Source organism: Pseudomonas sp. DD1 (assembly GCF_044510355.1).
GTDB lineage: Bacteria > Pseudomonadota > Gammaproteobacteria > Pseudomonadales > Pseudomonadaceae > Aquipseudomonas > Aquipseudomonas shahriarae.
Window position 1 is genome coordinate 15,058 of sequence record NZ_MSAJ01000001.1, and the last position, 12,412, is coordinate 27,469.

The window sequence follows — 12,412 nt, forward strand, 5'->3', positions numbered from 1 at the left end:
GTTCGTCGGAACAAGACAGTTTTGTCGGGTTTCGATGGAGGGGGAGGTCGGGGCCTTGCCTTGACTGGGGGCAAGATCCTCTTTAGACTCTTGTACCCCTAAATTTGGCGGGAATTCGTTCCTGCCATTTTGCTTTTCTTGCAAGACAATAGCGTCGCAAGACAACAGTGGAGCTAGTAGATGGCAACTATCAACCAGCTGGTACGTCAGCCGCGTAAGCGTATCGTCGAGAAATCCGACGTACCTGCGCTGCAGAACTGCCCGCAACGTCGTGGCGTATGCACTCGCGTGTATACCACTACGCCGAAAAAACCTAACTCGGCACTGCGTAAAGTATGCCGTGTGCGCCTGACCAACGGTTTCGAGGTTTCCTCGTACATCGGTGGTGAAGGTCACAACCTGCAAGAGCACAGCGTGGTACTGATCCGCGGCGGTCGTGTAAAAGACTTGCCAGGTGTTCGTTACCACACCGTACGCGGCTCCTTGGATACTTCCGGCGTTAAAGGTCGTAACCAGGGTCGTTCGAAGTACGGTACCAAGAAGCCTAAGTAGTACCGGCTTTTTGTAAACTGAATCATCTTATTTTCTGAGTCGATAAGAGTAAGGTCGGAGGCGTCCCGCAAGGGCACCGATTCCGAACGAACCTGAAGACCGTTTGAGGGCTTATCCATGCCAAGAAGACGCGTAGCAGCCAAGCGCGAAGTGCTTGACGATCCAAAATACGGAAGCCAAATTCTGGCCAAGTTCATGAACCACGTGATGGAAAGCGGCAAGAAAGCCGTTGCCGAGCGTATCGTTTATGGCGCGCTGGAAAAGGTTAAAGAACGCAAGAACAGCGACCCCCTGGAAATCTTCGAGAAAGCTCTCGACGCCATCGCTCCGCTGGTCGAAGTGAAGTCGCGCCGTGTAGGCGGTGCTACTTACCAGGTTCCGGTCGAAGTTCGTCCGTCCCGTCGTAACGCCCTGGCAATGCGCTGGTTGGTAGACTTCGCCCGTAAGCGCGGCGAGAAGTCTATGGCTCTGCGTTTGGCCGGCGAGCTGTTGGACGCTGCTGAAGGTAAAGGTGCTGCTGTTAAGAAGCGTGAAGACGTGCACCGTATGGCTGAAGCTAACAAAGCTTTCTCGCACTACCGCTTCTAATCTTAGCTTCACTAATTTTGCGAGGGCTTTATGGCTCGTACTACTCCGATTAGCCGCTACCGTAACATCGGTATCGTTGCTCACGTGGATGCTGGTAAAACCACCACCACCGAGCGCGTACTGTTTTACACCGGCAAAAGTCACAAAATGGGCGAGGTGCATGATGGCGCCGCGACCACAGACTGGATGGTTCAGGAGCAGGAGCGTGGTATTACCATTACTTCTGCTGCTATTACCGCCTTCTGGAAAGGTTCTGCCAAGCAGTACAAGGACGAGCACCGCTTCAACGTAATCGATACCCCGGGCCACGTAGACTTCACCATTGAAGTTGAGCGTTCCCTGCGTGTACTCGACGGCGCGGTCGTTGTGTTCTGCGGTACTTCGGGCGTTGAGCCTCAGTCGGAAACCGTATGGCGTCAAGCCAACAAGTACGGTGTTCCACGTCTTGTTTACGTAAACAAGATGGACCGTGCTGGTGCGAACTTCCTGCGCGTGATCGGTCAGATCAAGCAGCGTCTGGGTCACACTCCGGTGCCAATCCAATTGGCTATCGGTTCCGAAGACAACTTCCAGGGCCAGATCGATCTGATCACCATGGAAGCCGTCTACTGGAATGACGCCGACAAAGGTATGGTTCCTGTTCGTAAGCCTATCCCTGCAGAATTGCAGGAGCTGGCTGACGAGTGGCGCAATAACCTGGTTGAGGCTGCTGCCGAAGCCAGCGAAGAGCTGATGAACAAGTACCTCGAAGGTGAAGAACTCACCAACGTGGAAATCAAGGCTGCTCTGCGTCAGCGTACTATCGCTGGTGAGATCGTCTTGGCTGTTTGCGGTTCTTCCTTCAAGAACAAGGGTGTTCCCCTGGTTCTCGACGCCGTTATCGACTACCTGCCTGCTCCAACTGACATTCCTGCTATCAAGGGTACTAACCCTGATAACGAGGAAGAAGAGATGGAGCGTCACGCTGACGACAGCGAGCCGTTCTCGGCTCTGGCGTTCAAGATCGCTACCGACCCATTCGTGGGTACCCTGACTTTCGTCCGCGTTTACTCGGGCGTGTTGGCCTCCGGCGACGGCGTGATCAACTCGGTCAAGGGCAAGAAAGAGCGTGTGGGTCGTATGGTGCAAATGCACGCAAACGCCCGTGAAGAGATCAAGGAAGTACGCGCTGGTGACATCGCGGCCTTGATCGGCATGAAGGATGTCACCACTGGTGAGACCTTGTGCGACGCTGCTAAGCCAATCATCCTGGTTCGCATGGACTTCCCGGAGCCGGTTATCTCGGTTGCCGTAGAGCCTAAGACCAAGGATGACCAGGAAAAAATGGGTATTGCACTGGGCAAACTTGCTCAGGAAGATCCATCTTTCCGCGTCAAGACTGATGAAGAGACTGGTCAAACGATCATCTCCGGCATGGGCGAGTTGCACCTGGACATCCTGGTTGACCGGATGCGCCGTGAGTTCAACGTCGAAGCCAACATCGGTAAGCCTCAGGTTTCCTATCGTGAGCGCATCACGAAGAACTGTGAAATCGAAGGCAAGTTCGTTCGTCAGTCCGGCGGTCGTGGTCAGTTCGGTCACTGCTGGATCCGTTTTGCTCCTGCTGACGAAGGTCAGGAAGGTCTGCAATTCGTGAACGAAGTAGTAGGTGGTGTTGTTCCTAAGGAATACATCCCTGCTATCCAGAAGGGTATCGAAGAGCAGATGAAGAACGGTGTTGTTGCCGGCTATCCGCTGATCGGCCTGAAAGCAACCGTTTTTGACGGTTCTTACCACGACGTCGACTCCAACGAGATGGCGTTTAAGGTGGCTGCTTCCATGGCAACCAAGCAACTGGCCCAGAAGGGCGGTGGTGAGTTGCTTGAGCCAATCATGGCGGTAGAAGTTGTTACACCTGAAGACTATATGGGTGATGTCATGGGCGACCTTAACCGTCGTCGCGGCATGATCTTGGGTATGGAAGACACGGTTTCCGGCAAAGTGATTCGCGCCGAGGTTCCGTTGGGTGAGATGTTCGGTTACGCGACCGACGTTCGCTCCATGTCCCAGGGTCGCGCAAGCTACTCTATGGAATTCAAAAAATACAACACAGCTCCGGCGCACATCGCTGAAACTGTATCCAAAAAACAAGGCTGATTCAGTCCTTTAGGCAAGGAGTTAATTGTCGTGGCTAAAGAAAAATTTGATCGTTCCCTACCGCACGTCAACGTTGGCACTATCGGTCACGTTGACCATGGTAAAACCACTCTGACTGCTGCTCTGACTCGCGTTTGCTCCGAAGTATTCGGTTCCGCAATCGTTGATTTCGATAAAATCGACAGCGCGCCAGAAGAAAAAGCTCGTGGTATCACCATCAACACCGCGCACGTTGAATACAACTCGCTGATCCGTCACTACGCTCACGTTGACTGCCCAGGTCACGCTGACTATGTGAAGAACATGATCACCGGTGCTGCCCAGATGGACGGCGCAATCCTGGTTTGCTCGGCCGCTGATGGTCCGATGCCACAAACCCGTGAGCACATCCTGCTGTCCCGTCAGGTAGGCGTTCCGTACATCGTGGTTTACCTGAACAAGGCCGACCTGGTAGACGACGCTGAGCTGCTGGAACTGGTTGAGATGGAAGTGCGCGATCTGCTGAGCACTTACGACTTCCCAGGCGACGACACTCCGATCATCATCGGTTCTGCTCGTATGGCTCTGGAAGGCAAAGACGATAACGAAATGGGCACCACGTCCGTTCGTAAACTGGTTGAGACTCTGGACAGCTACATCCCAGATCCAGTTCGTGTTATCGACAAGCCGTTCCTGATGCCAATCGAAGACGTATTCTCGATCTCCGGTCGCGGTACTGTTGTAACTGGTCGTATCGAGCGCGGTATCGTCAAGGTTCAGGATCCACTGGAAATCGTTGGTCTGCGTGACACTACCGTCACCACCTGCACCGGTGTTGAAATGTTCCGTAAGCTGCTCGACGAAGGTCGTGCTGGCGAGAACTGCGGCGTTCTGCTGCGTGGTACCAAGCGTGACGACGTTGAGCGTGGCCAGGTTCTGGTTAAGCCAGGTTCGGTTAAGCCGCACACCAAGTTCGAAGCTGAAGTGTACGTGCTGAGCAAAGAAGAAGGCGGTCGTCACACTCCGTTCTTCAAAGGCTACCGTCCACAGTTCTACTTCCGTACTACTGACGTGACTGGTAACTGCGAACTGCCGGAAGGCGTTGAAATGGTAATGCCAGGCGACAACATCAAAATGGTTGTCACCCTGATCAAAACCATCGCAATGGAAGACGGTCTGCGCTTCGCAATCCGTGAAGGCGGCCGTACCGTTGGTGCTGGCGTTGTAGCTAAAATCATCGAGTAAGCATCTCTTCTGAGATAGCTTCGATGCTTTGAAAAGCCCCCGCTCAGCGGGGGCTTTTTTATTGGGTTGACACCTATCTGGGGCGTCTATAGAATTGCGCCTCCTTTTAACGGGCGCAGTGCGCTCGGTGGGAATAGCAGCCGGAGTCTGAAATCCAATGCAAAATCAGCAAATCCGTATCAGGTTGAAGGCTTTTGACCATCGCCTGATCGACCAATCCACCCAGGAAATCGTGGAAACCGCGAAACGTACTGGGGCACAAGTGCGTGGTCCTATTCCACTGCCTACCCGCAAAGAGCGGTTCACCGTTCTGGTCTCCCCGCACGTCAACAAAGACGCGCGTGACCAGTACGAGATCCGTACTCATAAGCGCGTTCTGGACATCGTCCAGCCAACGGATAAAACCGTTGATGCACTTATGAAGCTTGATCTGGCGGCCGGTGTGGAAGTACAGATCAGCCTCGGCTAAGACTCGGGTCTTAGTCGTGTAACGCTCTGAAATGGGCGGCCATAGCGGGTGAAAGCCCCGTACACTCATGAGGTTTACAACATGACTATTGGTGTAGTCGGTCGTAAATGCGGTATGACCCGTATTTTCACCGAAGAAGGTGTCTCCATTCCGGTCACGGTCATTGAGATCGAGCCGAATCGCGTCACCCAGTTCAAAACTGAAGAAACCGATGGCTATCGTGCAGTGCAAGTCACTGTCGGCGAGCGTCGTGCTTCGCGCGTGACTGCTGCTCAAGCAGGTCACTTCGCTAAAGCAAACGTTGCAGCTGGTCGTACTGTTATGGAGTTCCGTCTTGAAGATGGTGACTACCAGGCTGGCGATCTGATCAACGCTGAAATCTTCGCCGCTGGTCAACTGGTTGATGTAACCGGTCAGTCCAAGGGTAAAGGCTTCCAGGGTACGATCAAGCGTTGGAATTTCCGTGGCCAAGACAACACTCACGGTAACTCCGTTTCCCACCGCGTCCCGGGCTCTATTGGCCAGTGCCAGACTCCTGGTCGTGTATTCAAGGGCAAAAAAATGTCCGGTCATATGGGCGCTGAGCGCGTGACCGTGCAGTCCCTCGAAGTAGTGCGCGTCGACGCTGAACGCAATCTGTTGTTGGTCAAGGGTGCTGTTCCTGGCGCTACTGGCGGCAACCTGGTTGTACGTCCAGCGGCCAAGGCTCGCGGTTAAGGGGAAGCTGACATGCAATTAAATGTAAATGACGCTCAAGCGATCGAAGTTTCCGAACTGACATTTGGCGGCGAATTCAACGAGACGCTCGTTCACCAAGCAGTCGTGGCCTACATGGCCGGCGGCCGTCAAGGTAGCAAGCAGCAAAAGACCCGTTCCGACGTTCGTGGTGGCGGTAAGCGCCCTTGGCGTCAGAAAGGTACTGGCCGTGCTCGTGCCGGTACTATCCGTAGCCCAATCTGGCGTGGCGGCGGTACCACTTTCGCAGCTCGTCCACAGGATCACTCTCAGAAGCTCAACAAGAAGATGTATCGCGCAGCACTGCGCTCCATCCTTGCTGAACTCGTGCGTACTGATCGTCTGGTCGTGGTTCAGGACTTCGCTGTTGAAGCGCCGAAAACCAAAGATCTGCTGAACAAGCTGAACGGCATGGGTCTGACTGATGTCCTGATCGTGTCTGAAGCTGTTGATCAGAACCTGTACCTGGCTGCTCGCAACCTGCCACACGTTGATGTACGTGACGTGCAAGGTTCCGATCCAGTTAGTCTGATCGCATACGACAAGGTGTTGATCACCGTGTCGGCCGTGAAGAAATTCGAGGAGCTGCTGGGATGAACCAGGAACGCGTATTTAAAGTTCTGCTTGGCCCGCACGTTTCCGAAAAGGCTACGGTTCTGGCTGACAAGAAAGGCCAGTTCGTTTTCAAGGTTGCAACTGACGCAACCAAGCTGGAAATCAAGAAGGCCGTCGAAAGCCTGTTCAGCGTGAAAGTAGAGCGTGTTACTACCCTGAATGTTCTGGGTAAGAGCAAGCGCACTGCTCGCGGTCTGGGCAAGCGTAATGACTGGAAGAAGGCAGTTATCTCCCTTCAGCCAGGCCAAGATCTCGATTTCAGCAGCAGTGCTGAGTAAGGAAGGGGTGCATCATGGCAATCGTTAAATGCAAACCGACTTCCCCTGGCCGCCGTTTTGTGGTCAAGGTGGTCAACCAGGAGCTGCATAAAGGCGCTCCTCACGCACCGCTGCTCGAGAAGAAATCGAAGACTGGTGGTCGTAACAACAATGGTCGCATTACCACTCGTCACATCGGTGGTGGCCATAAGCAGCATTATCGTCTGGTCGATTTCCGTCGCAACGACAAAGATGGCATCTCTGCCACTGTCGAGCGTATCGAATACGATCCAAACCGTACTGCTCACATCGCTCTGCTGCTGTACGCAGATGGCGAGCGTCGCTACATCATCGCGCCTAAAGGCGTGAGTGCTGGCGACCAGCTGATCGCAGGTGCCCTGGCACCGATCAAGCCGGGCAACGCTCTGCAACTGCGTAACATTCCAGTTGGTAGCACCGTACACGGCATCGAATTGAAGCCAGGTAAAGGCGCACAGATCGCTCGTTCCGCTGGTGCTTCGGCTCAGCTGATCGCTCGTGAAGGTGTCTACGTGACCCTGCGTCTGCGTTCTGGTGAGATGCGTAAAGTACTGGCTGAATGCCGTGCGACCCTGGGCGAAGTCTCGAACTCCGAGCACAGCCTGCGTTCGCTGGGTAAAGCTGGTGCCAAACGCTGGCGTGGCGTTCGCCCAACCGTTCGTGGTGTTGCCATGAACCCGGTTGACCACCCACACGGTGGTGGTGAAGGTCGTACCTCTGGTGGTCGTCATCCGGTATCGCCATGGGGCTTCCCGACTAAGGGCGCGAAGACTCGTGGTAATAAGCGTACCGACAAAATGATCGTCCGTCGTCGCAAGTAAATAGAGGGATACGACAGTGCCACGTTCTCTGAAAAAAGGTCCTTTTATTGATCTTCACCTACTGAAGAAGATCGAAGTGGCGGCGGAAAAGAACGATCGCAAACCAGTTAAGACCTGGTCGCGCCGTTCTATGATCCTGCCACAAATGGTCGGTTTGACCATCGCAGTACACAACGGTCGTCAGCACGTCCCAGTTCTCGTTAACGAAGACATGGTCGGCCACAAACTGGGCGAGTTTGCCGGTACCCGCACTTATCGTGGGCACGTGGCAGACAAGAAAGCCAAGCGTTAAGGGGTTAGGAAATGGAAGTAGCCGCTAAGTTGTCGGGCGCTCGAATCTCCGCCCAGAAAGCCCGCTTGGTCGCCGACCAGATCCGCGGGAAGAAGGTGGGCGAAGCGCTCAACCTGTTGGCTTTCAGCAGTAAGAAAGCCGCCGAGATCATGAAGAAAGTGCTGGAGTCGGCCGTAGCCAACGCCGAGCATAACGAAGGCGCAGACGTTGATGACCTGAAGGTCAGCACCGTTTTCGTCAACGAAGGGCGTTCGCTGAAGCGTATCATGCCGCGTGCCAAAGGCCGTGCTGATCGCATCGTCAAGCGGTCTTGCCATATCACTGTCAAGGTTGCTGACAAGTAACGGAGTCGAAGAGATGGGTCAGAAAGTACATCCCATTGGCATTCGCCTGGGAATCGTCAAGGAGCACACCTCCGTCTGGTACGCAGACGGTCGGACTTATGCGGACTATTTGTTCGCTGATCTGAAGGTGCGTGAGTATCTCCAAGACAAACTAAAAAGCGCGTCCGTAAGCCGTATCGATATCCATCGTCCGGCGCAAACTGCACGTATCACCATCCACACCGCTCGTCCAGGTATCGTTATCGGGAAGAAAGGTGAAGATGTTGAGAAACTGCGTCAGGACCTGACCAAGCAAATGGGTGTGCCTGTGCACATCAATATCGAAGAGATCCGCAAGCCGGAGCTCGACGGTATGCTGGTTGCGCAGAGCGTAGCTCAGCAGCTGGAGCGCCGCGTAATGTTCCGTCGTGCTATGAAGCGCGCTGTACAGAACGCCATGCGCATTGGTGCCAAAGGCATCAAAATCCAAGTGAGCGGTCGTCTCGGCGGTGCTGAAATCGCACGTACTGAATGGTATCGCGAAGGTCGTGTGCCATTGCACACCCTGCGTGCCGACATCGACTATGCCAACTACGAAGCTCACACCACTTACGGTGTGATCGGTGTAAAGGTTTGGATCTTCAAGGGCGAAGTAATTGGTGGTCGCCAAGAAGAACTGAAACCACAAGCACCAGCGCCTCGTAAAAAAGCTGCTAAGTAAGGGGTACGCCAAATGTTGCAACCTAAGCGTACGAAGTTCCGCAAGCAGATGACAGGCCACAACCGTGGTCTGGCTCAGCGCGGTAGCAAAGTCAGCTTCGGCGAGTTCGCGCTGAAGTCTGTAGCTCGTGGTCGTCTCACCGCTCGTCAGATCGAGTCAGCGCGTCGTGCTCTGACCCGTCACGTTAAACGTGGCGGCAAGATCTGGATCCGTGTATTCCCGGACAAGCCGATCTCCAAAAAGCCTCTCGAGGTTCGGATGGGTAAAGGTAAGGGTAACGTGGAATACTGGGTAGCCCAGATTCAGCCAGGCAAAGTCCTGTATGAAATCGAGGGTGTAACTGAAGAGCTGGCGCGTGAGGCTTTTGCCCTGGCTGCTGCAAAGCTGCCGCTCGCCACCGCCTTTGTTAAACGGACGGTGATGTGATGAAAGCGAATGAACTTCGTGAAAAATCCGCACAGCAGCTGAACGAGCAACTGCTCGGCCTGCTGCGCGACCAGTTCAATCTGCGTATGCAGAAAGCAACTGGCCAGTTGGGGCAGTCTCATCTGCTCTCGCAAGTTAAGCGTGACATCGCTCGCGTGAAGACTGTGCTCAACCAGCAGGCAGGTAAGTGATCATGGCTGAAGCCGAAAAGACTGTCCGTACGCTGACTGGCCGTGTTGTCAGCGACAAGATGGACAAAACCATCACCGTTTTGATCGAGCGTCGCGTTAAGCACCCGATCTACGGTAAATATGTTAAGCGTTCGACTAAGCTGCACGCGCACGACGAAACCAATCAGTGCCACATCGGCGACAAAGTCACTATTCGTGAAACTCGTCCGCTGGCCAAGACCAAGTCTTGGGCACTGGTTGATGTTCTCGAACGCGCTGTGGAAGTCTAAGGACTAGGGGTCGGAGAAATTATATGATTCAGACTCAATCCATGCTCGATGTGGCCGATAACAGCGGCGCTCGCCGTGTTATGTGCATCAAGGTGCTGGGTGGCTCCCATCGTCGTTACGCTGGTATCGGTGACATCATCAAAGTTACCGTGAAGGAAGCAATTCCTCGCGGTAAAGTGAAAAAAGGCCAAGTGATGACTGCTGTTGTAGTCCGCACTCGTCACGGCGTACGTCGTGCTGATGGCTCCATTATCCGCTTTGATGGCAACGCTGCTGTTCTTCTGAACAACAAGCAAGAGCCGATCGGCACCCGTATCTTTGGGCCAGTGACCCGTGAACTTCGTACTGAGAAGTTCATGAAGATCGTCTCGCTCGCCCCAGAAGTGCTGTAAGGAGATCCGACATGCAAAAGATTCGTCGTGACGACGAGATCATCGTGATCGCCGGCAAAGACAAAGGTAAGCGCGGTAAGGTGCTGAAGGTTCTTGCTGATGACCGTCTGGTCATTGGTGGTCTGAACCTGGTCAAGCGTCATACCAAGCCTAACCCCGCGTCGGGCGTACAGGGCGGTATCGTCGAGAAAGAAGCGCCATTGCACGCTTCTAACGTCGCCATCTTCAACGGCGAAACCAACAAGGCTGACCGCGTTGGTTTCAAAGTAGAAGACGGTAAGAAAATTCGTGTCTTCAAGTCGACCCAAAAAGCGGTTGATGCTTGAACACTGCTAGGTAGATAAGACCATGGCACGACTAAAAGAGATTTACCGGAAGGAAATCGCTCCGAAGCTTAAGGAAGAACTTAAGCTTTCGAACGTGATGGAAGTTCCGCGCGTTACCAAAATCACCCTGAACATGGGTCTGGGCGAAGCGATCGGTGACAAAAAAGTCATCGAGCACGCTGTTGCTGACCTGGAAAAGATCACCGGTCAAAAAGTCGTTGTGACTTACGCTCGGAAATCCATCGCTGGCTTTAAAGTCCGTGAAGGTTGGCCGATCGGTGTCAAAGTGACTCTGCGCCGTGAGCGTATGTACGAGTTCCTGGATCGTCTGCTGTCGATCTCCCTGCCTCGGGTTCGCGACTTCCGCGGCCTGAATGCCAAGTCCTTCGATGGTCGTGGTAACTACAGCATGGGCGTGAAAGAGCAGATCATCTTCCCGGAAATCGACTACGACAAGATCGATGCTCTCCGCGGTCTGGACATCACCCTGACCACCACTGCCAAGAACGATGATGAAGGCCGCGCTCTGCTGCGTGCGTTCAAATTCCCGTTCCGCAACTGATTGGAGTAGGACCATGGCCAAGATGAGCATGAAAAACCGCGAGCTGAAGCGTCAGCTCACGGTTGCCAAGTACGCCAAGAAGCGTGCAGCACTGAAAGCTATCATCGTTGATCTGAACGCAAGTCCAGAAGCGCGTTGGGAAGCTACAGTAGCTCTGCAGAAGCAGCCACGTGACGCAAGCGCTTCGCGCATGCGTAACCGCTGCCGCCTGACCGGTCGTCCACACGGCGTTTACCGCAAGTTCGGCCTCGGCCGTAACAAACTGCGTGAAGCGGCAATGCGTGGTGACGTACCAGGTCTGGTTAAAGCCAGCTGGTAAGTACTTTCGAAGTCTCGGTGGCCAGGATCGCAAGATACTGACCGCCGGTGGCCTAGAATCTGGAACAAGCCCCTTTTGGGGCTTGTTTCATTTCCGGAGTGTGTCTAAAATACGCGGCTCGCCTGAGCCCGTGTGTTTTATGCCCGGAGATTCTCGGTGACATATGTAGCCGCAAGGCTAATTTTTTTGTATTAGGAGCGTCTAGCCCATGAGTATGCAGGACCCGTTAGCGGACATGCTAACTCGTATCCGTAATGCCCAGATGGCTGAAAAGTCCGTCGTAAGCATGCCATCTTCCACGTTGAAGGTAGCTGTTGCCAAAGTCCTGAAAGACGAAGGCTACATTGCGGGTTATCAGATCAGCAGCGAAATCAAGCCACTGCTGTCCATCGAGCTGAAGTACTTCGAAGGCCGTCCGGTCATCGAGGAAGTGAAGCGCGTTAGCCGTCCAGGCCTGCGTCAGTACAAGTCCGTTGAAGATCTGCCGAAAGTTCGTGGCGGTCTTGGCGTGTCTATCGTCTCCACCAACAAAGGTGTGATGACGGATCGTGCTGCGCGCGCTGCCGGTGTCGGCGGCGAAGTTCTTTGCACTGTGTTCTAAGGGGGGATAAGCATGTCTCGCGTCGCTAAGAACCCCGTTAAGCTGCCAGCCGGTGTCGAAGTAAAATTCGCAGGCCAACAGCTTTCGGTGAAGGGTGCCAAGGGTACTCTTGAACTGAACATCCATTCGTCCGTTGAGATCGTTGAAGAAGCTGGTGAGCTGCGTTTCGCTGCTCGCAATGGCGATCAACAAACTCGCGCAATGGCCGGTACCACGCGTGCGTTGGTAAATAACATGGTCCAAGGCGTAAGCCAAGGCTTCGAGCGTAAGCTCCAGCTGGTCGGTGTTGGTTACAAAGCGCAAGCAAAAGGCACGGTTTTGAACCTGGCCCTTGGCTTCTCGCACCCAGTGGATTACGAACTGCCGGAAGGCATCACCGCTGAAACTCCTAGCCAGACCGATATCCTGATCAAGGGCATCGACAAGCAGCTGGTAGGTCAAGTGGCTGCCGAGATCCGCGACTTCCGTCCACCAGAGCCGTACAAAGGCAAAGGTGTGCGCTACGCGGACGAAGTCGTCCGTCGTAAAGAAGCCAAGAAGAAGTAGGGCATAGC

21 protein-coding genes are annotated in these 12,412 nt (G+C 54.1%); all 21 read left to right on the forward strand.

Annotation, left to right across the window (positions count from 1 at the left end; translation table 11 throughout):
• Positions 1–180: 180 nt before the first annotated feature.
• The 21 genes from rpsL to rplF all read left to right on the forward strand — a co-directional run bounded on the left by rpsL (position 181) and on the right by rplF (position 12,404).
• Entirely contained in the window at positions 181–552 is a 372-nt protein-coding gene (gene rpsL, locus PSFL_RS00085; protein WP_002555494.1) for a 30S ribosomal protein S12, read from the forward strand.
• A 117-nt stretch (positions 553–669) separates the two neighbouring features.
• Positions 670–1,140 (forward strand): 30S ribosomal protein S7, encoded by a 471-nt coding sequence (gene rpsG / locus PSFL_RS00090; protein WP_002555493.1) that lies wholly within the window; start codon positions 670–672, stop codon positions 1,138–1,140.
• Between the two features lie 30 nt (positions 1,141–1,170).
• Positions 1,171–3,276, forward strand: a complete 2,106-nt coding sequence (gene fusA, locus PSFL_RS00095; protein WP_029299268.1) for an elongation factor G — start codon at positions 1,171–1,173, stop codon at positions 3,274–3,276.
• Between the two features lie 30 nt (positions 3,277–3,306).
• Entirely contained in the window at positions 3,307–4,500 is a 1,194-nt protein-coding gene (gene tuf / locus PSFL_RS00100; RefSeq protein WP_003176426.1) for an elongation factor Tu, read from the forward strand.
• A 157-nt stretch (positions 4,501–4,657) separates the two neighbouring features.
• Positions 4,658–4,969, forward strand: a complete 312-nt coding sequence (gene rpsJ / locus PSFL_RS00105; protein WP_003186070.1) for a 30S ribosomal protein S10 — start codon at positions 4,658–4,660, stop codon at positions 4,967–4,969.
• Between the two features lie 81 nt (positions 4,970–5,050).
• On the forward strand, positions 5,051–5,686 hold the full coding sequence (gene rplC / locus PSFL_RS00110; RefSeq protein WP_003194649.1) for a 50S ribosomal protein L3: 636 nt from the start codon (positions 5,051–5,053) through the stop codon (positions 5,684–5,686).
• Between the two features lie 12 nt (positions 5,687–5,698).
• Positions 5,699–6,301: a 50S ribosomal protein L4 gene (gene rplD, locus PSFL_RS00115; RefSeq protein ID WP_057438746.1), complete on the forward strand. Its 603-nt coding sequence runs from the start codon at positions 5,699–5,701 to the stop codon at positions 6,299–6,301.
• Positions 6,298–6,597 (forward strand): 50S ribosomal protein L23, encoded by a 300-nt coding sequence (gene rplW, locus PSFL_RS00120; protein WP_002555488.1) that lies wholly within the window; start codon positions 6,298–6,300, stop codon positions 6,595–6,597. Before rplD ends, rplW begins: the two co-directional genes overlap by 4 nt.
• A 14-nt stretch (positions 6,598–6,611) precedes the next feature.
• A complete protein-coding gene (rplB, locus tag PSFL_RS00125) occupies positions 6,612–7,436 on the forward strand; it encodes a 50S ribosomal protein L2 (RefSeq protein ID WP_003176423.1) in 825 nt (274 codons plus the stop codon).
• Between the two features lie 16 nt (positions 7,437–7,452).
• The gene (rpsS, locus tag PSFL_RS00130; RefSeq protein ID WP_002555486.1) at positions 7,453–7,728 is read left to right on the forward strand and encodes a 30S ribosomal protein S19; all 276 of its coding nucleotides are present in this window, start codon (positions 7,453–7,455) and stop codon (positions 7,726–7,728) included.
• 11 nt (positions 7,729–7,739) lie between these two features.
• Complete coding sequence (gene rplV, locus PSFL_RS00135) at positions 7,740–8,072, forward strand: 50S ribosomal protein L22 (protein WP_003103908.1); 333 nt, start codon at positions 7,740–7,742, stop codon at positions 8,070–8,072.
• Positions 8,073–8,085: 13 nt separating this feature from the next.
• Positions 8,086–8,772 carry a 30S ribosomal protein S3 gene (gene rpsC / locus PSFL_RS00140; RefSeq protein ID WP_003176422.1) on the forward strand — a complete coding sequence of 229 codons (687 nt, stop codon included), beginning with the start codon at positions 8,086–8,088 and terminating at the stop codon, positions 8,770–8,772.
• 12 nt (positions 8,773–8,784) lie between these two features.
• Entirely contained in the window at positions 8,785–9,198 is a 414-nt protein-coding gene (rplP, locus tag PSFL_RS00145; protein WP_003232424.1) for a 50S ribosomal protein L16, read from the forward strand.
• Entirely contained in the window at positions 9,198–9,389 is a 192-nt protein-coding gene (rpmC, locus tag PSFL_RS00150; protein ID WP_002555481.1) for a 50S ribosomal protein L29, read from the forward strand. Before rplP ends, rpmC begins: the two co-directional genes overlap by 1 nt.
• A 2-nt stretch (positions 9,390–9,391) precedes the next feature.
• Positions 9,392–9,658, forward strand: coding sequence for a 30S ribosomal protein S17 (gene rpsQ, locus PSFL_RS00155; protein WP_003176419.1), 267 nt, complete (start codon positions 9,392–9,394; stop codon positions 9,656–9,658).
• Between the two features lie 23 nt (positions 9,659–9,681).
• Positions 9,682–10,050 (forward strand): 50S ribosomal protein L14, encoded by a 369-nt coding sequence (gene rplN / locus PSFL_RS00160; RefSeq protein WP_002555479.1) that lies wholly within the window; start codon positions 9,682–9,684, stop codon positions 10,048–10,050.
• Between the two features lie 11 nt (positions 10,051–10,061).
• Positions 10,062–10,376 (forward strand): 50S ribosomal protein L24, encoded by a 315-nt coding sequence (rplX, locus tag PSFL_RS00165; RefSeq protein WP_029299388.1) that lies wholly within the window; start codon positions 10,062–10,064, stop codon positions 10,374–10,376.
• A 22-nt stretch (positions 10,377–10,398) separates the two neighbouring features.
• Positions 10,399–10,938, forward strand: coding sequence for a 50S ribosomal protein L5 (gene rplE, locus PSFL_RS00170; RefSeq protein ID WP_003210069.1), 540 nt, complete (start codon positions 10,399–10,401; stop codon positions 10,936–10,938).
• A 13-nt stretch (positions 10,939–10,951) separates the two neighbouring features.
• Positions 10,952–11,257 (forward strand): 30S ribosomal protein S14, encoded by a 306-nt coding sequence (rpsN, locus tag PSFL_RS00175; RefSeq protein ID WP_003176414.1) that lies wholly within the window; start codon positions 10,952–10,954, stop codon positions 11,255–11,257.
• Between the two features lie 208 nt (positions 11,258–11,465).
• Complete coding sequence (gene rpsH / locus PSFL_RS00180) at positions 11,466–11,858, forward strand: 30S ribosomal protein S8 (protein WP_017848802.1); 393 nt, start codon at positions 11,466–11,468, stop codon at positions 11,856–11,858.
• Between the two features lie 12 nt (positions 11,859–11,870).
• On the forward strand, positions 11,871–12,404 hold the full coding sequence (gene rplF / locus PSFL_RS00185; RefSeq protein ID WP_003176412.1) for a 50S ribosomal protein L6: 534 nt from the start codon (positions 11,871–11,873) through the stop codon (positions 12,402–12,404).
• Positions 12,405–12,412: the final 8 nt, after the last annotated feature.